The organism is Schinkia azotoformans LMG 9581 (assembly GCF_000307855.1).
In the GTDB taxonomy this organism is placed as follows: Bacteria; Bacillota; Bacilli; order Bacillales; family Bacillaceae_J; genus Schinkia; species Schinkia azotoformans.
Window position 1 is genome coordinate 252,026 of record NZ_AJLR01000146.1, and the last position, 23,544, is coordinate 275,569.

The 23,544-nt window shown below is 36.7% G+C and carries 20 protein-coding genes; 17 read left to right on the plus strand and 3 right to left on the minus strand.

The features are described from left to right. Nucleotides 1-47: 47 nt before the first annotated feature. Nucleotides 48-3,494, minus strand: a complete 3,447-nt coding sequence (pyc, locus tag BAZO_RS17515) for a pyruvate carboxylase (protein ID WP_004432278.1) — start codon at nucleotides 3,492-3,494, stop codon at nucleotides 48-50. Nucleotides 3,495-3,729: 235 nt separating this feature from the next. On the opposite strand from pyc, the gene BAZO_RS17520 reads away from it, so the two are divergent. The 3 genes from BAZO_RS17520 to BAZO_RS23240 all read left to right on the plus strand — a co-directional run bounded on the left by BAZO_RS17520 (nucleotide 3,730) and on the right by BAZO_RS23240 (nucleotide 5,386). Further along, nucleotides 3,730-3,930 carry a 4-oxalocrotonate tautomerase gene (locus BAZO_RS17520; RefSeq protein ID WP_004432279.1) on the plus strand — a complete coding sequence of 67 codons (201 nt, stop codon included), beginning with the start codon at nucleotides 3,730-3,732 and terminating at the stop codon, nucleotides 3,928-3,930. A 14-nt stretch (nucleotides 3,931-3,944) separates the two neighbouring features. Beyond that, nucleotides 3,945-4,370, plus strand: a complete 426-nt coding sequence (locus BAZO_RS17525; RefSeq protein WP_004432280.1) for a GlcG/HbpS family heme-binding protein — start codon at nucleotides 3,945-3,947, stop codon at nucleotides 4,368-4,370. Nucleotides 4,371-4,549: 179 nt separating this feature from the next. Further along, the gene (locus BAZO_RS23240) at nucleotides 4,550-5,386 is read left to right on the plus strand and encodes a methyl-accepting chemotaxis protein (RefSeq protein ID WP_004432281.1); all 837 of its coding nucleotides are present in this window, start codon (nucleotides 4,550-4,552) and stop codon (nucleotides 5,384-5,386) included. A 57-nt stretch (nucleotides 5,387-5,443) separates the two neighbouring features. Here the strand turns inward: BAZO_RS23240 and BAZO_RS17535 are convergent, their stop codons facing one another. After that, nucleotides 5,444-6,235 carry an IclR family transcriptional regulator gene (locus BAZO_RS17535; RefSeq protein WP_004432282.1) on the minus strand — a complete coding sequence of 264 codons (792 nt, stop codon included), beginning with the start codon at nucleotides 6,233-6,235 and terminating at the stop codon, nucleotides 5,444-5,446. A gap of 233 nt (nucleotides 6,236-6,468) precedes the next feature. Here BAZO_RS17535 and BAZO_RS17540 point away from each other — a divergent pair, with 233 nt between their 5' ends. The 14 genes from BAZO_RS17540 (at nucleotide 6,469) to BAZO_RS17605 (ending at nucleotide 22,482) form a co-directional block, all read left to right on the plus strand. Continuing rightward, a complete protein-coding gene (locus BAZO_RS17540) occupies nucleotides 6,469-7,419 on the plus strand; it encodes an amidohydrolase family protein (RefSeq protein WP_004432283.1) in 951 nt (316 codons plus the stop codon). Between the two features lie 250 nt (nucleotides 7,420-7,669). Further along, the gene (locus BAZO_RS17545) at nucleotides 7,670-8,467 is read left to right on the plus strand and encodes a 2-keto-4-pentenoate hydratase (protein WP_035196838.1); all 798 of its coding nucleotides are present in this window, start codon (nucleotides 7,670-7,672) and stop codon (nucleotides 8,465-8,467) included. A gap of 19 nt (nucleotides 8,468-8,486) precedes the next feature. Beyond that, nucleotides 8,487-9,371, plus strand: coding sequence for an acetaldehyde dehydrogenase (acetylating) (locus BAZO_RS17550; RefSeq protein WP_004432286.1), 885 nt, complete (start codon nucleotides 8,487-8,489; stop codon nucleotides 9,369-9,371). Nucleotides 9,372-9,389: 18 nt separating this feature from the next. After that, a complete protein-coding gene (gene dmpG / locus BAZO_RS17555; protein WP_004432287.1) occupies nucleotides 9,390-10,418 on the plus strand; it encodes a 4-hydroxy-2-oxovalerate aldolase in 1,029 nt (342 codons plus the stop codon). Nucleotides 10,419-10,430: 12 nt separating this feature from the next. Beyond that, the gene (locus BAZO_RS17560) at nucleotides 10,431-11,222 is read left to right on the plus strand and encodes a 2-keto-4-pentenoate hydratase (RefSeq protein ID WP_004432288.1); all 792 of its coding nucleotides are present in this window, start codon (nucleotides 10,431-10,433) and stop codon (nucleotides 11,220-11,222) included. Between the two features lie 112 nt (nucleotides 11,223-11,334). Then, nucleotides 11,335-12,156 carry a DODA-type extradiol aromatic ring-opening family dioxygenase gene (locus BAZO_RS17565; protein ID WP_004432289.1) on the plus strand — a complete coding sequence of 274 codons (822 nt, stop codon included), beginning with the start codon at nucleotides 11,335-11,337 and terminating at the stop codon, nucleotides 12,154-12,156. 247 nt (nucleotides 12,157-12,403) lie between these two features. Then, a complete protein-coding gene (gene hpaI, locus BAZO_RS17570; protein WP_004432290.1) occupies nucleotides 12,404-13,324 on the plus strand; it encodes a 2,4-dihydroxyhept-2-ene-1,7-dioic acid aldolase in 921 nt (306 codons plus the stop codon). Nucleotides 13,325-13,363: 39 nt separating this feature from the next. Beyond that, nucleotides 13,364-14,869, plus strand: coding sequence for a 5-carboxymethyl-2-hydroxymuconate semialdehyde dehydrogenase (gene hpaE / locus BAZO_RS17575; protein WP_004432291.1), 1,506 nt, complete (start codon nucleotides 13,364-13,366; stop codon nucleotides 14,867-14,869). Between the two features lie 199 nt (nucleotides 14,870-15,068). Beyond that, entirely contained in the window at nucleotides 15,069-15,755 is a 687-nt protein-coding gene (locus tag BAZO_RS17580; protein WP_004432292.1) for a GntR family transcriptional regulator, read from the plus strand. Between the two features lie 130 nt (nucleotides 15,756-15,885). Next, nucleotides 15,886-16,965: a TRAP transporter substrate-binding protein gene (locus tag BAZO_RS17585; protein WP_004432293.1), complete on the plus strand. Its 1,080-nt coding sequence runs from the start codon at nucleotides 15,886-15,888 to the stop codon at nucleotides 16,963-16,965. A 26-nt stretch (nucleotides 16,966-16,991) separates the two neighbouring features. Next, nucleotides 16,992-17,546: a TRAP transporter small permease gene (locus BAZO_RS17590; RefSeq protein WP_004432295.1), complete on the plus strand. Its 555-nt coding sequence runs from the start codon at nucleotides 16,992-16,994 to the stop codon at nucleotides 17,544-17,546. Further along, a complete protein-coding gene (locus tag BAZO_RS17595; protein ID WP_004432299.1) occupies nucleotides 17,536-18,843 on the plus strand; it encodes a TRAP transporter large permease in 1,308 nt (435 codons plus the stop codon). Before BAZO_RS17590 ends, BAZO_RS17595 begins: the two co-directional genes overlap by 11 nt. 118 nt (nucleotides 18,844-18,961) lie before the next feature. Next, nucleotides 18,962-20,848, plus strand: a complete 1,887-nt coding sequence (locus tag BAZO_RS17600; protein ID WP_004432302.1) for a XylR N-terminal domain-containing protein — start codon at nucleotides 18,962-18,964, stop codon at nucleotides 20,846-20,848. Nucleotides 20,849-21,000: 152 nt separating this feature from the next. Next, a complete protein-coding gene (locus BAZO_RS17605) occupies nucleotides 21,001-22,482 on the plus strand; it encodes a 4-hydroxyphenylacetate 3-hydroxylase family protein (RefSeq protein WP_004432305.1) in 1,482 nt (493 codons plus the stop codon). Between the two features lie 107 nt (nucleotides 22,483-22,589). Here BAZO_RS17605 and BAZO_RS17610 read toward each other — a convergent pair whose 3' ends face one another. Then, nucleotides 22,590-23,456 (minus strand): FAD synthetase family protein, encoded by an 867-nt coding sequence (locus BAZO_RS17610; protein WP_004432308.1) that lies wholly within the window; start codon nucleotides 23,454-23,456, stop codon nucleotides 22,590-22,592. Nucleotides 23,457-23,544: the final 88 nt, after the last annotated feature.

The window sequence follows — 23,544 nt, forward strand, 5'->3', positions numbered from 1 at the left end:
GCGCCCAGCAACTCGTAAACTTCGCTGAACGGGCGCTTTTGCTTTTCTTACTTTTCCAGTTCTAGTAATAAATCGTCCGCTTGGACTGCTTCTCCGCTTCTAACATGGATGTCGGTCACAACCCCATCAAATGGAGCTTGAACGGTTGTTTCCATTTTCATTGCTTCTGTAATCATTAAGTGGTCACCTTTTTTAACCTTTTCTCCTTTTTCTACTAATACTTTAACAACTGTTCCAGGCATAGAGGCACCAATATGATTTGGATTTTTCTTTTCTGCTTTCGGTTTTGCTGCTACAGCAGATTTCATACTTTCATCTTTAACAATGACTTCGCGAGGCTGGCCGTTTAATTCAAAGTAAACGACTTTTGTACCGTCTCGCTGTGTTTGACCAATGGAAATTAACTTAACAATCAATGTTTTTCCTTGTTCGATTTCCACTTCGATTTCTTCACCGAGGCGCATACCATAGAAGAAAGTAAGGGTATCAAGGACGGAAACATCACCATATTGGTCAAAGAAATGTTGGTATTCCTCGAATACTTTCGGATATATTGCGTAGCTGATCACATCTAAATCAGAAACCTCATGTTCAAATGTGTTTTCCAATTCTTTTTTAATGGCATCAAAGTCAACAGCCTCAAGTAATTCTCCGGGTCTAACTTTAATTGGCTCACGACCTTTTAAAATTACTTTTTGCAACTTTTCAGGGAAGCCTTGGTACGGCTGACCAAGATAACCTTGGAAAAATTCCACTACAGAATCAGGGAAATTAAGGGTGTCACCACGTTCGATTACATCTTCTTCTGTAAGTTTGTTTTGAACCATGTATAACGCCATATCTCCTACAACTTTAGAAGAAGGAGTTACCTTAACAACATCGCCAAACATATCATTTACATTGCGATACATTTGTTTAACATTGTCCCACTCGCTCTCTAGGCCAACAGCCTTTGCCTGCTGCTGTAAATTACTGTATTGTCCGCCTGGCATTTCATGATTGTATACTTCTGTATGAGGAGCATACATTCCGGATTCAAATACTTTATAGTAGTGGCGTACATCCTCCCAATAATGGGCCAGCTTTTCAAGTGACTGAATATCAACCTTTGGTTGGCGATCTTGATTCTGCAACGCATAGTACAATGTATTTGCACTTGGCTGTGATGTTAATCCCGCCATAGAGCTTGTTGCCGCATCAACGATATCTATGCCGGCTTCAATGGCCTTCACGTAGGTATAAATGCCATTTCCGCTTGTATCATGTGTATGAAGATGGATCGGAATATTCACGGTTTCTTTTAAAGTCGAAATCAATGTATAGGCTGCTTGCGGCTTTAATAGACCTGCCATATCTTTAATTCCTAAAATATGGGCTCCAGCGTTTTCAAGCTCTTTTGCCATATTCTTATAATACTCAAGGTTATATTTCGTTCTTGTGCTATCTTCAATATCCCCAGTATAACAAATAGCTGCCTCGGCAATCTTTCCTGTATCTCTAACAGCATCAATCGCCAATGTCATACCCTTAACCCAGTTTAAGCTGTCAAAGATTCGGAAAACATCGATGCCATTTTCTGCTGATTTCTGAACAAATTCTTTAATGACATTGTCTGGATAATTTGTATAACCAACGGCGTTGGAAGCACGTAACAGCATTTGGAATAATAGGTTCGGCATTTTTTCTCTTAATACCTGCAGCCTTACCCATGGATCTTCTCTTAAGAAACGGTAGGCCACGTCAAATGTTGCACCGCCCCACATTTCAACAGAGAAAAGATTTGGCAATAGTCTGGCTGTTGGTTCAGCAATATGTTTTAAATCATTTGTACGAACACGAGTTGCAAGTAGGGATTGGTGCGCATCTCTGAATGTTGTATCTGTTAATAGAACTTCTTTTTGGTTTTTAATCCAATTTACAAGACCTTCTGGACCTTCTTGGTCAAGAATTTGCTTTGTTCCAGTTGGTATTGGTTCAGATAATTTCACTTTTGGCATTCTTGGATTTTTAAGAAGTGGTTTCTTTTCTTTCGCAAGGCCTGGAGTTCCATTTACAGTGGTATTTCCAATAAAGCTTAACATCTTTGTACCGCGGTCCTTACGCTGTGGAAAAATGAACAGCTCCGGTGTTTGATCAATGAAATTTGTATTATATTGACCTGTCAAAAATTTCTCATGCGTAATTACATTTTCCAAGAAAGGAATATTCGTTTTAATACCACGAATCCTAAATTCCTTTAAATTTCGATGCATTTTCGCAGCTGCTTTCTCAAATGTCAAAGCATGTGTGGAGATTTTCACAAGCAAGCTATCATAAAATGGTGTGATGACAGCACCGGCAAAGGAGTTTCCGGCGTCAAGGCGAACGCCAAACCCACCACCGGAACGGTACGCTGTGATTTTTCCTGTGTCAGGCATGAAATTATTTTCTGGATCTTCTGTTGTGACACGTGATTGAATGGCATAGCCATGAGTTTTAATAAAAGACTGATTTGGGATACTGATTTCCTTACTGTCGAGTTGATGTCCTTCCGCAATTAGGATTTGTGATTGAACGATATCAATTCCGGTAATCATTTCAGTAATGGTATGCTCAACCTGTACTCTTGGGTTTACTTCAATAAAGTAAAATTCCTCTTCTTTTGTAACAAGGAATTCAACTGTACCGGCATTTACATATTTTACATTATCCATTAACCGCACAGCTGCTTCACAGATGCGTTCACGTAAGTCATCAGATAGGGAAATACTTGGTGCAACCTCAACAACCTTTTGATGACGACGTTGGACAGAACAATCGCGTTCATACAAGTGAACAATGTTTCCGTGTTGATCACCTAGAATTTGCACTTCAATATGTTTAGGATTTTCAATGAATTTTTCAACGTAGACCTCATCATTACCAAAAGAGGACTTCGCTTCTGATTTTGCACGATTATAGCTTTCAACGAGTTCATCTTCACTGCGAACGATTCGCATTCCGCGACCGCCGCCGCCTAAGGAAGCTTTAATAATGAATGGATAGCCAAATTGACTTGCGAATGCTTTTACATCATCAACACTTGATACAGGACCATCGGAACCAGGAATAACTGGAATATTCGCTAAAACAGCTTGGTGTCTCGCTTTTACTTTATCGCCGAACATCTCCAAATGCTTTTCTTTCGGTCCGACAAAAATGATTCCTTCTTCTTCGCAGCGTTTCGCCAATTGAACATTTTCAGATAAGAAGCCGTATCCAGGGTGGATGGCGTCAACATCATTTGCTTTTGCGATTTCGATGATTCCTTCAATATCTAAATAGGCATCGATTGGACTTTTATCCTCACCAACTAAATAGGCTTCATCCGCTTTGTAACGGTGATAGGAGCCAGAATCCTCTTTCGAATAAATGGCTACAGTACGTATTCCAAGCTCAGTACAAGCACGAAATACGCGAATTGCAATTTCTCCTCTGTTTGCTACAAGGACTTTCTGAATTTTTCTCTCTCTCATTTTATGACCTCCTCCTAAACGCTACACATAAATGTTGCTTATAAAGCAACATAAATTCTGTATATGATACAAAGTATTTTAGCAAAAGATTCAAAAAATATATACAATAATTAATACTTTAAATCGAAATTTTTTTTGATTTCATATAAAGCAACAATAATGTTGTTATACGAACAAAAAGGATTTACTATAAATTAAGAAGATTCTATCAAATAATAAAAGGAAGTGTCAAAGAATGCCTTTAGTTCAGATTACTATAATGGAAGGACGTACACCTGAAAAAAAAGAACGGCTAATTAAAGAAGTAACGAATACAGTTTGTGAAACATTGGAAGCACCAATTGAATCTGTTCGTGTACTTATTAATGAAATTCCTGCATCACATTGGGGAATTGCAGGTGAATCAGTAGAAAAACGCCGTTCAAAAATGAATTAATTAGGAGGGATTATATGAAGTTAATAGAGAAGTTTTCCATTCCAAATGAGCTTGCGAAAAAAATGATTGAAGCAGCTGAAAATAAGGCAAAGGAATTGGGAATCGCTGTTAATATTACGATTGTAGATGAAGGCGGAAATTTAGTAGCTTTCTCTAGAATGGATCATGCTCCGCTTCTAAGTATCGGCATATCACAAAATAAAGCATACACTGCTATTGGATTTAAAAAACCTACCGGTGATTGGTATCCAATGATAAAGGATGAACCAGCACTATTAAATGGAATTGTACACACTCCGAAGCTTGTTATTTTCGGCGGTGGCTTCCCTATTACTGTTGATGGTCATGTCATTGGCGGTATCGGTATTAGCGGAGGAAGCGCTGAAGAGGATGAAATGTGTGGGGAAGCAGCACTTCAAATTGTTCAACAATTAGTTTAAACCTTAAGGGGGGTATCTCAAGTTAACAGATCATATGAGTCTATTAATTGGGATAGCCCCTCTTTTAACAACTTGTAAACAGTGAATTCGAATGATAAAATTATTGTGATATATGGAAACGTTTACTACTATACTAAAATACTATTCTATTAATTTAATGAAGTAAGGAGGCGAATACAATGGAAAGAAATGTAACAGCCCAGCAACTAATGGATGCGCTTGTTGTGGTTACGCCATTTATTGCTGATATTTTGCAAGTAGATATGGGATTTGCCGTTACAGACAAAGAAAAGTTTATTATACAAAAAGATGGGAAAACATTGAAATTGAATATTTCTCCAGGTGATCCTCTCAAACCGACTTCGGCATCTGCAGAAGCTATGAGAACGAAAAAGTATGCTGTTAAGAATATGGATGCCTCTTTATATGGCTTACCAGTTAGACTTTCAGGGTATCCAATAATAGATGAAAATAATAATGTTATCGGTTCGGTGGGAATTGCTAGGAACATAGAAACCTGGACTGGTTTGAATAATAGTGCTGAGGAATTATCACAATCTAGTGGTGAGGTTGGGAGTATTATAAAACTGTTTTTGGAAATTGCCTCCCAAATAAAAAGTGAAAGTGAAGCACTCCAAGAAAAGGCTGCTGATATTAATAATAAGTTTAAAAGATCTAGCCAGATTTTGGATTCTATTAAATCAATCGCTTCACAAACAAGGCTAATTGGACTAAATGCTGCTATTGAAGCTGCAAGAATTGGAGATGTCGGACGAGGATTTGGAGTCGTTGCAGATGAAATCCGGAAGTTGTCTGGTCACAGTAATGATGCAAGTATCGAAATTGAAAAAACATTAAATGATTTGAAGATTGACCTTCAATCCATTACGGATGAGGTTACTTCTATAAACAATACTGTTATTAGTCAATTAGAAAAAGCAAAAGATATTAATACTAGAATTGAAAGATTTGAGGAAATTTCAAAGCTTTTATTACAATTATCCAGTAAACTATAAAAAAAGAAATCGGGACAATCCTGCCCCGATTTTTCTTGTCTAGCGCTTGTGCTTTTCTTACCTCCAATAGCCCATTCTATCTGAAATTTCCATACTGGCTTCAATGACTTTTTTGGCAAGTGGTCTAATTTTGCTTTGCTGTATTCGTTGCATCGGACCAACCACAGTCAGGGCCGCTATTACCTTTCCGGTATAATCGTAAATAGGTGCCGCTACTGAATGGACACCTTCATTGAATTCTGCCAAGCTATAGGCAAATCCATCTTCTTTTATCTTTTTTAATTCTTCTCTTAACTTGTCGGGATCAGTAATTGTTGTATCAGTATATTTTTTTAGTCCTGTATTAATCACAGTTTCTACAACACTATCATCTGCATGAGCCAATAGAACCTTACCGGAACTAGTACAGTAAGCCGGATTTCGTCTTCCAACATGTGATAGTGCTCTTACGTAATGTTTACATTCAATTTTTTGAATATAAATAACATCGGTATTATCAAGAACCGAGATGTGGGCCGTTTCATCGATGTCCTGGACCAGTTTATTTAAAATTGGCTGTGATTCACGGTAGACATCCATGTTATTATTGATAATGCCACTTAATGAAATAATTGTCATTCCTAAGCGATATTTTTTTGATTCGGGATCTTTATAAACAAACCCTTCACTAGCAAGTGTTGCCATTGTTCGGCTGACAGTACTTTTATTCAGACCTAACTCTGTGGCAAGATCACTAATCTTTTTTTCAGGTTCATCCATTGAAAAGCTCCGTAAAATTAATAGTGCATTTTTTACTGATGAAAGCAAATTATCTTTGTTATCTTTTGAATCCCTATCATTCGTTGTCAATTTAGTACACCCTTTCGTAGTTTCATATAGAAGAACGCACTCTCTCTATAGAAAACATATCAAAAAAAATGAAAATTGAAAAGTGATAAATTTTTTTAAAGGAATATTCTAAAAATTTCATAAGTTTTGTTACTTTCTAACTGATTTTTTGATATAGTGTATGTTATAGAGAAACGTAATTTCGATATATGAAACTAAAAGCTATAAACTATAAACAGGGAGAGTGGAAACATATGTATGATGTACATACTCATTTTATACCGCAAGATGTAATCGCATGGCTAAAAGAAAATAAGTCTTTAGTCAATGCAAAATGGGAAAAGAAAGACCCAAATAAAGAGGACTTTCTTGTTGTAAATGAAAAATGGGGCTTTGAATTAAAGAAATCTTTCGTAGATGAGAACCTGTATTTACATGAACAAAAAAACATTGGCGTCAAGCATTCGCTTGTATCACCAATTCCACAATTATTTATGTATGATTTCTCCGCCGAAATAACAAGTGAATTATCGCAAGTTTATAATCGCTCTTTAGCTAATTGGGCTGATCGAGAAACAGAAAAAATATCAGGACTGGCTACTGTACCGCTTAATAGTCCTGTTAAGGCTGCCGGGTTGCTTAATGAAGCAATGAAATTGGGCTTAAAAGGTGCGATTATTGGACCGGGACTATCCGAATATATGTTATCAGATGATTTTTTTGCACCGTTTTTTGAAGAGGCTAATAAATTAAATGCGATTATCTTTATTCATCCGCTACTATGTGAAGATCCAAGACTAAAGAAGAGAATGATGCCTAATTTAATTGGTGTTCCTTGGGAAACAACAGTATGTGCAACTGATTTATTACTAAGTGGCTTTTTAGACAAGTACCCGAATATTAAAGTATTGCTTGCCCATGGCGGCGGTTTTCTTCCCTACCAAATAGGAAGATTAAATAAAGGCTACAGTATGTGGAACAATGTTTCGTCAGTATTACAAGCACCGCCGATTGAGTATTTAAAAAGAATGTGGTATGACACCGTTCTTTGGAACGAGGGAAGTTTGCAGTATTTACTAAATACAGTTGGCGAAGACAGGGTAGTTCCAGGATCAGATTATCCTTTCGACCTTTGTACTTGGCCACCACAAATTTCAGGAGAAAAAGGTGTCAATTCGCTTTTGGCAACAAATGTAAATACTTAAATAAGAAAAGAGGCTGCAAAAGTCTCTTTTTTATTTTAACGAAAAAAGATGAAAAAGTTTCAAAAAAGATACTTTTTGTTGCGTATAGAACAACTGCGAGGTTGTATGCGCAACTAAGTAGAGTTATTATAATTTTAAGATTATTATATAAAATCCCTAACATAAGGGAGGATTTCGGGAGATGATTGAAGAAGTTAAACTAATGTATGTTGTAAAATCAATTGACTTTTTACATCTTAATTAACATGGAATGGAGTGGAACATATTGACTACTCAAACAATACAATTTGCTGACCAACTTAGAGAAGCAGAAGTAACAGGCGTAGGAATTGCTCCTTTAACATCAGTGAACCCAGATCTTACACCGGTGGAAGCTTATCATATACAACTTGAAAATATTCAAAGGAAATTAGATGCTGGACAAAAAGTAGTAGGAAAAAAGATCGGCTTAACGTCACTAGCAATGCAAAAATTACTTGGAGTAGATGAGCCGGACTACGGACATTTACTTGATTCTATGGTTGTTGAAAATGGTGGAACCGTTTCTATGAGTCAAATACTCCAACCTAGAGTTGAAGGTGAAATCGCTTTTATTCTGAAAAAAGACTTAATCGGACCAAATGTTACTACTCTTGATGTCTTGCAGGCTACTAAATATATCGTTCCGGCACTAGAGATCGTCGGTAGTAGAGTAAAAGATTGGAAGATTAAATTGCCGGACACAATTGCTGACAATGCTTCCAGTGGTCTTTATGTATTAGGTGGAAAACCAACACGAATCGAAGATGTAAATTTAGAATTACTAGGTATGGTCTTAACGAAAAACGGTCAGTTAGTGAACACTGGCGTTGGAGCTGCTGCACTAGGTAATCCAGCAACATGCGTTGCTTGGTTAGCAAACAAGCTATCTCAATTTGATATTCCGCTGCGTGCAGGGGAAGTTATTCTATCAGGTGCACTTTCAGCAATGGTCGTTGCAGAACCTGGTGATACATTTACAGCTCGATTTGCGCATCTTGGTCAAGTTACAGTGAATTTTGAAGAATAATAGGAGGGAGTTGTAGTTAATGAGTAAAGTGAAGGTAGCAATATTAGGTTCAGGTAATATTGGTTCGGATTTAATGATTAAGCTTAGAAGAGCAACCAATCTAGAATTAACAGCAGTTATTGGTGTTGATCCCGAGTCAGATGGTTTAAAACGCGCAAGAGAATATGGGTATGCAACTTTTGATAATGGAATTGACGGATTTTTAGAACAACCGGAACTTGCTGATATCGTATTTGATGCAACTGGCGCAAAGCCGCATATCAGACACGCTAAATTATTAAAAGAAGCAGGAAAACGAGTGCTTGACTTAACACCTGCAGCTGTTGGTCCATTTGTAGTACCTACGGTAAATATAAATGAACATTTAGACGATGATAATGTAAATATGATTACTTGTGGAGGCCAAGCAACAACTCCAATTGTACATGCAATTAATCAAGTTCAACCAGTTGCCTATGCAGAGGTTATCGCAACTGTATCTAGTAGAAGTGCTGGTCCTGCAACACGAGCTAATATTAATGAATTTATTGAAACAACGAATAGTGCCCTTGAAATTATTGGTGGGGCAAAGCGTGGAAAAACAATTATGATTATTAATCCAGCTGAACCACCAATTATTATGAGAGATACAATCCACGCATTAGTTGAAGGCGATACTGTGGATGAAGAAGGTATTGTGAAAGCAATTCGAGACATGGAGAAAAAAGTACAACAATATGTTCCAGGATTCCGAATTAGACAGGAGCCATTATTTGATGGGAATAAAATAACAATCCTGATTGAGGTTGAAGGTGCTGGAGATTACTTGCCTAAATATGCAGGTAACCTAGACATCATTACGGCTGCATCCGTTCAAGTTGCAGAACAATGGGCAGTCAAAATGCTAGCAAATGCTACTGTTTAAAGAAGGGAGGAAATTATGATGTGTGATACAAATAAAAATATTTTAATTACTGAGGTTGCTTTACGTGACGGAAGCCATGCGATTAGACATCAATTTACTGTTGAACAGGTGGTAAATGTTGTTAAGGCTTTAGATGAAGCGAAAGTTCCATATATTGAAGTGGCACACGGCGACGGATTAGGTGGTTCTACACTGCAATATGGATTATCTTTAACAGATGAGTTTGAATTGATTGAAGCTGCTGCAGCAACTGCGAAGAATTCTAAAATTGCCGTATTATCATTACCAGGTATCGGCTTAGAAAAGGACTTGAAACAAGCTGCAAGCCTTGGTGCGAAGATGGCAAGGATCGCAACGCATGTAACGGAAGCAGACGTTTCACCTGCCTATATTGAACTTGCAAAAGAACTTGGAATGGAAACTGTAGGGTTTCTTATGATGTCACATATGGCTCCAACGGCTAAGCTAGTTGAACAAGCTAAGTTAATGGAAAGCTATGGGGCTGATACAGTTTATGTTGTTGACTCTGCTGGGGCTTTATTGCCGCATGAGGTAACAGAAAAAATTTGTGCCTTAAGAGATCACTTATCAGTAAATATCGGTTTTCATGGTCATAACAATCTATCATTAGCAATGGCTAATACACTCGCTGCGATTGAAGTAGGTGCTACAAGAATTGATGGCAGTATGAGATGTTTAGGTGCGGGTGCTGGAAATACACAAACTGAAGTATTGGTTGCGGTATTAGACAAATTAGGTATTCATACGGGCATCGATATTTATAAAATGATGGACGCTGCTGAAAACCTTGTTGCACCTATTTTGGAAAAACCACAGGAAATTACAAGAGATTCACTTGTACTCGGGTTTGCAGGAGTATATTCAAGCTTCTTATTGCATGCACAGCGTGCGGCTAAGAGATTTAACATTGACTCCCGTGATATTTTAATAGAATTGGGTAAACAACATATTGTCGGTGGTCAAGAAGACATGATCGTCGATGTCGCTGCAGAGATTGCTAAGAAGAAAAATGTCACGATCGGCTAGGAGGAAGCAATAATGATTACCCAAGAACAAATCAAACAAATAGCAACTTATTTGCAAGATGCTGAATATGAAAAACGTGAAGTAGTAAAAGTAACGGCATCGATTAAGCCTGATTTAACATTTGATGAAGCTTATTTAGTTCAAGAAGAAATTGTAAGAATGAAACTGGCTGAAGGAAAAAAAATCGTGGGCCCTAAAATGGGATTAACTAGCTATGCCAAAATGAAACAAATGGGTGTAGATGAGCCGATATATGGTTATGTATTTGATTATATGTTGATTGATAATGGTGGACAGGTCAAACTTAGTGATGTTATCCATCCAAAGGTTGAAGCGGAAATCGCTTTTGTAATGGGTGAAGACGTGGAAGGTCCTGGTGTTACAGGTGCACAAGTATTAGCGGCGACTGAATATGTACTTCCTGCACTTGAAGTCATTGACAGCCGTTATGAAAATTTTAATTTTACATTCCCTGATGTGGTAGCTGATAATGCCTCAACATCTCGTGTTGTATTCGGAACAGCATTGAAAAAGCCGGACCAATTTGATCTAGAGCTTGTTGGAACAACGATTACGATTAATGGTGAAATTAAAGAGCTTGGGGCTGGTGCAGCTGTTCTTGGTCATCCGGCTAATTCTGTGGCAATGCTAGCGAATATGCTTGCTCGAAAAGGCGAGAAGGTTAAAAAAGGCGATATCATTTTAACAGGCGGCATTACCGGTGCTGTTATGCTTTCAAAAGGTGATGTTGTTTCTGGTAAATTTGATGGTTTAGGAGAAGTAGCTTTTACTGTCGTAGAATAACAAAAATTTTGTTTGATTGGTTTCGGGAATCCCTTTTTTTGCAACAACATACATAAGGGATTTCCGATTTCTAATAAATAGAATATACAGAAAATTAAGGAGGTTTTGAAAAATGAGTATTGTAATGAGTGTTATTTCACCGCACGTACCGAGTATTTGCCATGATGAGCATGTTCCTGAGTTTCAAAAAGAAATGGTTGCTGGAATGAAAGCGGTATCTAAGAAGATTTATGAGAAAAAACCTGATCTAGTTGTCTTAGTTTCATGCCATTGGCCATCAACTTTCAATCATCTAGTTGATTGCACGCCTGTTCACAAAGGTATTTTAACTGCCCAAGAATGCCCTGATTTAGTTTCTGATGTTCCATACAATTATCCAGGTGATCAAGAAATCGCTGAAAAGCTTGTCCAAGCAGGTCAAAGTGCCGGATTAAATATTGTTGGATTTAATGATTCAAGCTTTGTCTGGGATTATGGTACAGTTGTACCATTACGTCATCTTGTCCCTAATGAAGATATCCCAGTTATTAATTTATCTGTTGTTTTAGTTGCATCCCTAGAAGAGACGTATAAATGGGGCCAAGAAATTAGAAAGGTTCTTGAGAAAACTGATAAAAAGGTTGTTTTTGTATCTAGCGGTGCATTATCTCATAATGTCGTGCGTGGTAGAGAGAATAAGCCAACTATTTCTGAGCAGGCTTTAGATAAGCAATATGTAGAATTAGTAATGAACAAAAAATATAAAGAAGCATATGAAATGCTTCCACAATATGCAGCTGCTGCTAAGGTTGAATCTGGCGGACGTCATTTAGCGATGTTAAGTGCGATTTTGGATGAAAATGATGAACCAAAGTATTATGCAGATGGGCAATCTTCAGGAAGCTGGAACCCTGTCATTACATTTGAAAAACAAACTACAGATATAACTGCCTAAAACCAAATTTTTTTATTTGCTTTTTATACAAAACAGTATATTAAGTATAAAATGTGAACATTTTTAAAAACTAAACAATCGAAAGAACGGGAGTTTAAAAGACTCTCTTTTTTATTTTCTCAAAAAATCATATATGATTTTTTGAGAAAAACTATTGAAATCGTATATGATTTGGTATATGATTTAAACAAGAAGCAAAAATTATACTTTTTATAAATTATTTTAGTTTAGAAAGGATGAATTCATAATGTATCAAGAATTGAAAAAAAGATTAAGAGGATCCATTGCACCTGTTGTTACACCATTCAACGAAGACTACTCAATCGATTTTGAAACACAAGAGAAATTAATAAATTGGCAAATTGAAAGCGGTAGCCATGCCATTTCTGTATGTGGTACTACTGGTGAACCTTCATCTTTAACAACAGAAGAACGCATTCAAGTAATGGAAAATGCTGCAAGAGTAATCAATGGAAGAGTTCCATTCGTACCTGCTACTGGTTCTGTTAATTTTGATGAAACTATTACTTTAACGAAGAAGGCAAAAGATCTTGGAGCAGATGCAGTATTAATCATCGTTCCTTATTACAATAAGCCATCACAACATGCACTTTATGATCATTATAAAACGATTGCTGAAACAGTAGATATTCCAATCATCGTGTACAATATCCCTGGTAGAACAGCAGTGAATTTACATGTTGATACACTAGCTCGTCTTGTTAAAGACGTTCCACAAATCATCGGCGTAAAAGAATCTAACAAAGACTTCGAACATGTTAACCGTGTTTTACAAAAGTGTGGAAGAGATTTCAATTTATATTCTGGTATCGAATTATTATGTTACCCAATGTTAGCAATCGGTGGAGCTGGTCACATCAGTGCAACAGCAAACCTTCTTCCCAAAGAAATTGCTGATCTTTACAATGACTATGAAGCTGGAAACATTCAAGCTGCATTAGATCATCATTTCGAATTAATGGAATTAAATGATGTATTGTTTGAAGATACAAACCCAGCACCATTAAAAGCAGCTATGGGAATGATGGGTATTGCTAAACCAATCCTACGCAGACCAATGGCTCTTCCAACACAAGAATTACAAGATAAACTACGTAATATTTTAAAAAGACATGTAGACCTTCCAGAGAATGTTGTTTCTAAATAATTGTGATTGATATTGAAAAAAGAAAAGGATGTGAAAAGGATGCAAAGTCAAGCAGTAGAAACAAACAATTTAAAAACTCATAAAGAGTTAGAAGATATTAAATTATATATTAATGGTGAATTTGTAGATGCAGAAGCTGGCAGTACGTTTGCAAACCACAACCCGTTTACAAACACTGTGATCAACAATATCGCTGAAGGTCGCAAAGAGGATATGGAAAAAGCTGTTGCAGCTGCAAATGCTGCTTTTGAAAATTGGGCAAACTTGAAATTAAAAGAACGTGTGAAATATATTTATCGAATTGCAGACCTTATTGATGAGGCAAATGATGAGATTGCCTATTTGGAATCATTAGATACAGGTCTACCAATCAGTCAAACTAGGAATCAAGCTGCGCGTGCAGCGGAGAACTTCCGCTTCTATGCAAGAATGGTAGAAACAAAACATGGTGAGTCATTCCCTGTAGATGATGAATTTATCAACTATACTGTATACAAACCACTAGGTGTAGTAGGCTTAATTACGCCTTGGAATGCACCCTTTATGCTAGAAACTTGGAAGGTAGCACCTGCTCTTTCAACAGGTAATACTGTTGTATTAAAGCCGGCTGAATTATCTCCGTTAACTGCAAATAAATTAGCAGAAATCATTGATAAAGCTGGATTACCTAAAGGTGTGTTCAACATTGTTCATGGTTTCGGTGAAACAGCAGGGGATGCCCTAGTTAAGCACCCTGATGTAAAAGCTATTTCATTTACAGGTGAAACAACAACTGGATCAACTATTATCAGGAACTCTGCAGATACACTCAAGAAAACATCTATGGAACTAGGTGGTAAATCACCTCTGATCGTTTTCGAAGATGCTGATCTTGATCGTGCGCTTGATGCTGCTGTATGGGGTATCTTTTCATTCAACGGTGAGCGTTGTACATCAAACTCACGTGTGTTCCTTCATAAAAATATTAAGGATCAATTCGTTGCTGCATTGAAAGAGCGTGTTCGAAACATTAAGATTGGTGACCCAATGGACCCATCTACGCAGCTTGGTCCACTAATTGAAAAAGGACATTATAACAAAGTTAAAAGCTATATCGAAATCGCTAAAGAAGAGGGCTGTGATGTAGTACAAGGAACTGTTCCAGAAGAAGTTAAAGCAGGCAACTTCGTACCGCCAACAATTCTATTAAATGCGACTAACGATATGAGAGTTGCTCAAGAGGAAATCTTCGGTCCCGTTATGGCTGTAATTGAATTCGAGGATGATGAAGAAGTAATCAAGGCTGCAAATGATGTGAAATACGGCCTTGCTGGATTTGTATGGACAAACAATCTTAAGAGAGCCCATCGTGTAGCTAATGCTGTAGAAGCTGGTATGGTTTGGATTAATGCACAAAACGTACGTGACCTTCGCATTCCATTTGGAGGCGTAAAGGACAGCGGCATCGGTCGCGAAGGGGGCCACTATGCATTTGAATTTTACACTGAGCCAAAAGTTATCCATGTAGCAATTGGCGATCACCATATTCCACAGTTTGGAAAATAAAGTGAATAATAAAAGCTAGTGAGTTATCCTCTCTAGCTTTTATTGATACAATTTTACAATGAATGTCAAATATACAAATATTTTATACTTTTTTGAAAAAAATGTATAAAAAACCTTGAAATCATATACGATGTGATATATGATTTTAATAGAAGGATTAACAAAGCGGAGGTGACACAATCAAAGGGGACTTATTACTATGGATAAAAAGAAAACTATTCATCGTCGAAAAAAATTAGCTATGAGTAAAACCCAGTATGCTTATGAATACATAAGTACAAAGATACTGGACGGTGTTTATGGTCCGGGACAGCGTATAATCATTGACCAAATCGCTAAAGAACTCGGCACTAGTACAATACCAATCCGCGAAGCTATCCGTAACCTTGAATCAGATGGACTAATACAATATAAGCCCTATAGTGGTGCGATAGTAAGCGCTATCAATGAAACGGAGTACATTGAGATTCTATCTGTCATTTCTGTTTTAGAAGGATATGCGGCAGCCTTAAGTGCTCGAAAGTTTTCTTCTCAAGATATTGAGGAGCTGCAACAATTGAATACCCAAATGCATGAAGCTTTGGAAGATTTTCAATTGGATTTATTTAATCAACTAAATAGAAAGTTTCATTCTATTATATATGAAAAATGCGAAAACGATTTTTTATTAGAAGAAATTCGTCAATCCCAACAACGGTTGGATCGAATTCGAAGCTCTATCTTTACATTAGTACCCGGGCGGACTCGTCAATCAATAGAGGAACATAATACGATCATTCATCTTCTCAAAGAAAAAGCGCCTTTATTTCAAATAGAGGAGGAAATTCGACAGCATCGAATCAATACTATTATTGCTTTTAAAGAGCAGATGAAATCAAGGTCTTAACAAAATTCAGAAAATATACTATTTTTCCAATTGTTACACTTCGGAATGTATGTTTTTTGACAGCGTTTTCAATAGATGAAGCTTTTTATATTAGAGTAAAGAAAAAATATTATTGAAAAGGATGGAATGTATGACTAATTTTCTAAAAAGTAAAAAAGTGTTATCAACGGTTGCTATAGCTTCAGCACTTCTTTTATCTGCTTGTGGTGGAGGTACACAAAATACTGCTTCCAACACTAAAGGTGCGGCAGAAGAACCTGGAAAGTCTCATAATCTAATAATCTCTCATTTCTTACCAGGTAATCATCCTATTCAAACTCAGCTTTTCGAAGAATTTGGAAAAACATTAAATGAGGGATCAGATGGTAGAATTACACAAGAGCTATACCCGGCAAACTCACTTGGTGATGCTGGTGCACACTATGATATGGCAGTAACCGGTGAAGCTGACATCGCACTTAGTGTTTATGGATATACACCAGGAAGATTTCCTTCAGTTTCTGTATTAGAATTACCTTTCTTAGCTGAATCAGCTGTACATGGTTCAAAAATAGTAGCAACTCTTTATAATGAGTTCCCTGAGATCCAAAAAGAGCATTCTGAAACACATCCGTTATTCGTGTTCACAGCTGAGCCTGCCCAGCTTATAAGTGTAAAGCATCGCATTGAAAAACCGGAAGATTTAAAGGGTCTTCGTGTTCGTACTCCATCTCCAACTGGTAGTGCGGTTCTTGAAGCTCTAGGAGCAACAGCTGTATCAATGCCAATGGGTGATGTATATGAGTCATTACAAAGAGGTGTCGTTGATGCTGCCATGGTTCCATTAGAAACACTACAAAATTACAATTTCCATGAAATTGCTAAATATGTAACAATCGGTAACTTCTCAGCTACACCATTTTATTCTGTTATGAATCAATCAACATATGATAGTTTTTCTGATAGTGATAAAGAGTTGCTTGATAGCTTAGTGGGATTACCGATGTCTGAAAAAGCTGGAGCTATCTTTGATACAGATGGTAAAAATGGATTAGAATTAGCGAAAAAGAATGGTGCGGAAATTATTGAACTTACTGCAGAACAATTAGCGCCTTGGGAAGAAATATTAAAGCCGGTTGCACAAAAATGGATTGATGAGATGTCTGCTAAAGGGTTACCTGCACAGGAAATTTATAACCGTGCAGAAGAACTTAAGGATGAACTAAAGTAGTAAAAAGGAAGTGGTGAACTGGTAATATGGAAGGAATGATCGAGAAGATAACCAAATGGCTACATAATATAGCCGAAGTAATTCTATTGTTGATCATGCTTTGGATTACGTTTGATGTTCTGGGCCGCTGGCTCTTTAATCATCCAATTAAAGGAACAGTGGACTTTACAGAGTTGGGCTTATCCATGGTAGTATTTTTAAGCTTAGCATATACACACTTGCACAAAGTACATGTAACGATTGATTTTGTAGTTGAAAAATTCTCTGAAAAAGTTCAATGGATATTTGAATGTGTTATTAATGTCATCATCGCAGCTGTATTGTCTATTGTTGCTTGGAGTTTAGTAATGAATTCCCAGAGATTGCTGCATTCAAATACGGTAACAGCTGACTTATATTTACCTGTTTATTTGTTTGTAATTATTGCTGCAATTGGAACTGTTGTATTTGCATTGTCTGCTGTTTCGCACATTGTAGCCTATTCAAAGAAAATCATAAATATCAATAAGCCTATTGAAAATAAACATTTAGTTAGCAACGAGTCTCGCATCCAAGAGGTGGTGAATAGCAATGAGTCCTGAGATGATTGGAATATTAGGGATAATTTTATTAATCGTTTTGTTCCTATTAAAAATACCTGTTGGAATTTCGCTATTATTAGTAGGTATGATTGGCACCGGATTAATTAGAGGCTGGGACATAGCTATTCTACAATCCGGAAGGACACCATTTGATACAGCCAGTTCCTATACTCTAAGTGTAATTCCTTTGTTCATCCTAATGGGTATGTTTTTATCATACTCCGGTATAGGCAGTAATCTATACAAAGCCGTTGACAGTTGGATGGGACACTTAAGAGGAGGTTTAGCGATGGCGACAATCGGAACTGCCGCCATCTTCTCCTCCATTTCTGGTTCTTTAAATGCAACAACTGTTACGGTTTCGAAAATTGCACTGCCTGAAATGGATAAATATAAATACAAACCGCAATTATCAACTGCTTGCGTGGCAGCAGGCGGTACTCTTGGGGCCCTAATTCCACCTAGTGTAATTTTAGTATTATACGGAATTATGACAAGGGAACCGATCGGACAACTATTAATTGCTGGGATTTTCCCGGGGATTGTTCAAATCATTCTTTTTTTAATTACGATACTTCTCATAATTAAAGGTAACCCAACACTAGCGCCACAAAAGTTTGAAAAGGCATCCCTTCGTGAAAAACTAGTAACTTTAAAAAATATTTGGCCATTTCTGGTTGTATTCTTGACTTCAATTGGTGGGATTTATTTAGGTGTTTTTACACCAACAGAGGCTGCCGGAGTGGGCGCATTTATTGCACTTGTAGTAACTTTACTAACTAGAACAATCGATTTAAAGAGGCTGAAACAATCGTTTCATGAATCTGTTCGATTGACGGCCTATCTTTTTATTATCATTATTGGGGCAACGATATTTAGCCAGTTTTTAACAGTAAGTAGAATTCCGGTTAAGATTACTAGCTTTGTAGGAAATCTTGACTTAAATGAGTATGTTATCTTAACCCTTATACTACTGGCATTATTTATTCTGGGATGTTTTGTGGAAGGATTATCAATCCTAGTTTTAACATTACCAATTATATATCCGATCGTAACAGAGTTAGGATTTAATGGAGTTTGGTTTGGAGTAATCATGGTTATGATTATTAATATTGGCTCACTTACACCACCGCTTGGCATAAGTGTTTATGATGTTAAAGGGGTAGCGAAGGATGTACCAATCCAGACTATATTTAGGGGAATTACACCGTTTGTTATTGCAATGATTGCATGTGTAGCTGTCTTGGTTATCTTCCCGCAAATAGTTACATTTTTACCAGATTTGATGAAAAAATAATATGTTTTTTAGAGAGGAGTTATCTAAGGATAGCTTCTTTCTGCTTTTTTTGGGATAATTAAAAAAATATAAAAAAGTTATAAATACATAGAAATCTTTATCGGAAGAAGGGGAATGAATGTCCAAAAACCTGTTAAATAGTCTCGATATTAAACAAGAAAATGGTGCAATTTTTCTAGACAACGAACGAATTCTATTAACTCCGTCAGCCGTTTTTGGCACATTGAGGAAGGAACTTATTGAAAATATCGGAATGGCCCGGGTTAAGGGATTTCTATTACGATATGGATGGAATCTTGGTAAATATGATGCAGAAAAAGTGTTGGATGATGAAGATATTCCTTCTATTAAGGATATTCTTAAGCAAGGTCCAATCCAACATATGATTAAAGGATACACAAAGGTTCATACAATTAAGACCGATATTGAATGGGAAAAGAATGGGGAGGTCAAATCTGTATATGTCGAAGGGGAGTGGTTTAATTCCTATGAGGCAGAGGAGCATTTAAACCAATTTGGCATGACAGACCTGCCTATTTGCTATACACTTATTGGTTATGCCAGCGGATTTTACTCAACTATTTGTGGGCATACGGTTATTTTTAAAGAGCTATCCTGCAAAGGGATGGGGATGCATGAGTGTAAATATATTGGGAAATCCATTCATAATTGGAATGGGGAAGCAGATGAAGAATTAAAGTACTATGAAAATTCAACAATTGTTAAAGAGCTGGAAAGAACATATGAAACATTGCTTCAAGAACGAAATAACCTCTCTAAGGCAACTGAAATTAGCAAAAGAATAACCCAAGCATTAATTAATGGCAGTGATTTACAATCTATTGTTAATGATGTTTCTAATACATTAAAGATTCCGATTTTAATAGAAGATGTACATTTTAGGGATTATGTTTCCGCTGGATTATCAAAGGATTCACTAGAAACGATCCAGCAGGATTTCACGGAATGGATGGATAAAAAGCATTCTGATAATAGTGTAATTGCCTATTCAAATATGCGGAAAATTATCGCGTCCCAGCACACTCGCCTTATGACACCTATTATCGTGCAGAAAAAAATGTTCGGCTATTGTTCCTTTCTTTATTTTGAAGCAAAAAACACTTTTCCCGAACTTGCTTACATGGTACTCGACAGACTTTCTTTTATAGCATCGTTGCATCTTTTAAATGAAAAGACTAGTTTTGAAGCAATGGAAAGGATGAAGGGCTACTTTTTAGAACAGATTATTAGTGGTCAGTTTGCTTCAAAAAAAGAGATTCTGCAACGAGGACGATTCATTAACGTAGATTTAGAGTTTCCATATCATATTGTGATTTTAAAACATCAGTATCTAGATGATTATCTAAAAAAAGAATTGGTTTTCTATGAGGAACTGCTTGATACAATAGTTCAATATTTTAATAAAAAAAATACAGAGGTCATTATTGGTCAACACGCAGCAAATACCGTATTATTTGTTCAATTTAAAAAGTCAGAAGGAAAAATAGAACAGCTTTGCCATGAATTTATTAGTCAATTAACAACAAAATATCGTGGGGCCATCTTTCAAATTGGAATTAGTACAATAGCTGAAGATATCGTCGATGCTCCAGAATATTATCAAGAAGCATTAAGTGCCCTGGAAATGACTAATCCCAACCAAAAGGTAGTATCCTTTGGTGAACTCGGTCTAGTTGGCATGTTAATGCATTCGAAAGATGAAAAGGCTGTTATCCAAAAAGCGAAGTATCTTTTAAATCCATTAATAAATAATAGCAGCAATAAAGATACGGAACTTGTGAAAACCTTGTATGTATTTTTACAAAATGGCGGGAATTTGGAGCGAACAATGGATGAACTAGCCCTCTCGAAAACAGGTTTACGATACCGCTTACAAAAAATCGAAAGCTGCTTAGATGTTGATATCAGAGACCCCGAAGTGAGTTTTCAGCTTCGTTTAACGTTACAGGTATTGGTGATCAAAGGTGAGATTAATTTGAATTAAATAAACATTTAGATACTAAAAGTTTAAAAAAATTACAATATTAGACCCTTAGTGTCGTAGAAAAACGCTTCCAAATCATATATGATTTAAACAAGGAAATGAAATATTAATAATATTTCGATTGTTAAATCAAACTAAAGGAGATGTTTTTCATGCCAGCACGTACAGGAGCCCAATATTTAGAAAAGCTGAAAAAAGATAGACGTGAGATTTACCTTGATGGAGAAAGAATCGAAGATATTACGGTACACCCACAGTTGAAAGGTGGAGCAGAATCAATCGCTCATTTATATGACCTACAATATCTGCATCCAGAGGTTATGTTAACTGAAAATGAAAATGGCGAAAAAGTTGGAACCGCTTTTATGTTTCCTAAGTCTAAAGATGATCTATGGAAATTACACAAAGCAACTAAACTTTGGTCTGAAGCTTCCGCAGGAATCATGGGGCGCAGTCCGGACTACTTAAACATTACATTTGCTTGCTACGCAAGTAGAACCGATGTATGGGACAAATACGGCGAATCTGAAAAAGGTAAAAATCTAGAAAACTATTTTAAATATATTCGTGACAATGACTTATGTTTAACACACTGTATCGTAAACCCTCAAGTGGACCGTTCAGTACCAGAAGCACAGCAAGGTGAGGGGGATTTAGCCCTTCATAAGGTTGGCGAAACTGAGGATTCAATCATTGTAAGTGGAGCTAGAATGTTAGGTACATTAGCCCCATTTGCTGATGAAATGACAATTTATCCTTCAAGAGCAGGTCAAGGAATTCGTCCTGAAGATTCAAAATACGCATTAATGTTTGCGGTTCCAATGGATCATCCAGGTATGATGCTGCTTAACCGTGATTCTTTCAGTAAGCAACGCGATTTATTTGATTATCCACTATCAAGTCGTTTTGATGAGCAAGATGCAATTGTAATCTTTGATAATTGTCATATTCCGAAAGATCGTGTATTTATCGATGGAAATACTGAATTATATCGTGCAGTAACAGCTGAAGTAAACTGGGGTGCCTATATCGTATTCCAAGCAATGACAAGAGCACTTACAAAGCTTGAGTTCTTATTCGGTATTGGTCATATGATTGCTGACATGAACGGTGTTAATGCATTTGATCATATTAAAGAAAAGCTTGGAGAAATCTGGCAATATAAAGAATTAACACGTACTGCGATCGTTTCAGCGATTGAAGGTGCACAAGATAATGGAGTGAATGGTGTATTAATACCTGATGGTAGACCATTACAAGCTTTAAGAGGATTAATGCCAAAATGGATCCCAAGATCAATCGAATTAATTCAACTTATTGGCGGCGGAGGTTTCTTATGTACGCCATCGAAAAAAGATATGCAAGGCCATTTAAGACCATTTATCGATAAGTACTATCAAGCTAGAAATAAATCTGCATTAGAAAAAATCAAAGTCAATCGCCTAGCTTGGGATTTCATCGGTTCAGATTTAGCTGGTCGTGGTGAATTATACGAGCGCTTCTATCTAATTGATTCATTCCGTGTAACAATGGATACGTATACAAATGCTGATAAAGAAGTTGAAATGGCTCTAGTTAAGAAATTCTTAGACCAAATGGTGTTGGAAGAAGAAGCAGTAGCTAACGGCAAATAATAAATAGATTGTATGTATGGAAGAAGCAAGGGCTGTGGCCCTTGCTTCTTTTTGGTATTTGGTGTAGAAGAAAAAAGCAAGAGCCCTCTGGCTCTTGCTACCTTATGTTAAACAACATTAATATTCTCCATACCCGGTACATAAATCGATTTTAGCCATTTAACATCAACCAGGCTCCCAATTGATAGATTAAAATCTTCATAGATATAGGCGTATAGAAGTGTGTAATTGTCTCTTATAGAAATTTTTTGAATCGTACCGTGATATAGGATATTATGAACATTTAATTGAATTTGATAGTGGCCTTCTTGAGGTACTAGATAATCGGCATCTATTTTAATAACTAATTCCTGCATATCATTTTTTAACAAGTGTGAGCGGGCAATATAGCCGTTTACTTTATAATAACTACCTAAGTGCTTCGGGATGATTTCCATTTCCCCTTCGGACACTAGTTGCCTAATTTGAGTGGACCCAATTTTTTCTTTATTATAAGAAATTTTATTAACAACCGTTACTTCAAAACGGCCTTGCCCCGACTTTTTAAGCGTTTCTATATTTCCGTGTCCTTTATAGCCATACGTATAGTCATATCCGGCTACAACGTGAATACATCCATAATAAATAAGATATTGTTCGACAAAATCTTCTGGGCTCAGTTTTGCGAAATTTGGATCAAATTTCACTATAAAAAGTTTATCTACACCCATGTTCCTTAATACCTCTTGCTTTCTATGTAAAGGGGTGAGATATTTTATGGGAGCGTTATTTTTATCGAAAACTTGTCTTGGATGGGGGTAAAAGGTCATTACAGCTAATGGAACCCCTTTTTCTTCAGATATTCTTTTCGCTGTTTGAATTAACCTTTGATGACCAAAATGCACCCCATCGAAAAACCCAAGTGCAAAAACACAAGGTTGTGATTCGATGAATGACAGCCCTGTATTTGAATGTTCTAGATAAATAGTCTCCACTGCAAAAATCCCCTTTACAAAAGAATCAAAAAATCAAATGCGCCTTGGCGTATTTGTCGCCCAGATTTTTTCGAGCTTGCTCGAAAAA

What these genes read in the sequence shown, in the direction of transcription:
- BAZO_RS17585 (WP_004432293.1), top strand. Translation starts at nt 15,886, where the DNA reads ATGACTAATTTTCTAAAAAGTAAAAAAGTGTTATCAACGGTTGCTATA.
- BAZO_RS17600 (WP_004432302.1), top strand. Translation starts at nt 18,962, where the DNA reads ATGTCCAAAAACCTGTTAAATAGTCTCGATATTAAACAAGAAAATGGT.
- BAZO_RS17520 (WP_004432279.1), top strand. Translation starts at nt 3,730, where the DNA reads ATGCCTTTAGTTCAGATTACTATAATGGAAGGACGTACACCTGAAAAA.
- BAZO_RS17550 (WP_004432286.1), top strand. Translation starts at nt 8,487, where the DNA reads ATGAGTAAAGTGAAGGTAGCAATATTAGGTTCAGGTAATATTGGTTCG.
- BAZO_RS17540 (WP_004432283.1), top strand. Translation starts at nt 6,469, where the DNA reads ATGTATGATGTACATACTCATTTTATACCGCAAGATGTAATCGCATGG.
- dmpG (WP_004432287.1), top strand. Translation starts at nt 9,390, where the DNA reads ATGTGTGATACAAATAAAAATATTTTAATTACTGAGGTTGCTTTACGT.
- BAZO_RS17565 (WP_004432289.1), top strand. Translation starts at nt 11,335, where the DNA reads ATGAGTATTGTAATGAGTGTTATTTCACCGCACGTACCGAGTATTTGC.
- BAZO_RS17605 (WP_004432305.1), top strand. Translation starts at nt 21,001, where the DNA reads ATGCCAGCACGTACAGGAGCCCAATATTTAGAAAAGCTGAAAAAAGAT.
- hpaE (WP_004432291.1), top strand. Translation starts at nt 13,364, where the DNA reads ATGCAAAGTCAAGCAGTAGAAACAAACAATTTAAAAACTCATAAAGAG.
- hpaI (WP_004432290.1), top strand. Translation starts at nt 12,404, where the DNA reads ATGTATCAAGAATTGAAAAAAAGATTAAGAGGATCCATTGCACCTGTT.
- BAZO_RS17560 (WP_004432288.1), top strand. Translation starts at nt 10,431, where the DNA reads ATGATTACCCAAGAACAAATCAAACAAATAGCAACTTATTTGCAAGAT.
- BAZO_RS17525 (WP_004432280.1), top strand. Translation starts at nt 3,945, where the DNA reads ATGAAGTTAATAGAGAAGTTTTCCATTCCAAATGAGCTTGCGAAAAAA.
- pyc (WP_004432278.1), bottom strand. Translation starts at nt 3,494, where the DNA reads ATGAGAGAGAGAAAAATTCAGAAAGTCCTTGTAGCAAACAGAGGAGAA.
- BAZO_RS17580 (WP_004432292.1), top strand. Translation starts at nt 15,069, where the DNA reads ATGGATAAAAAGAAAACTATTCATCGTCGAAAAAAATTAGCTATGAGT.
- BAZO_RS17595 (WP_004432299.1), top strand. Translation starts at nt 17,536, where the DNA reads ATGAGTCCTGAGATGATTGGAATATTAGGGATAATTTTATTAATCGTT.
- BAZO_RS17545 (WP_035196838.1), top strand. Translation starts at nt 7,670, where the DNA reads ATGGAGTGGAACATATTGACTACTCAAACAATACAATTTGCTGACCAA.
- BAZO_RS23240 (WP_004432281.1), top strand. Translation starts at nt 4,550, where the DNA reads ATGGAAAGAAATGTAACAGCCCAGCAACTAATGGATGCGCTTGTTGTG.
- BAZO_RS17590 (WP_004432295.1), top strand. Translation starts at nt 16,992, where the DNA reads ATGGAAGGAATGATCGAGAAGATAACCAAATGGCTACATAATATAGCC.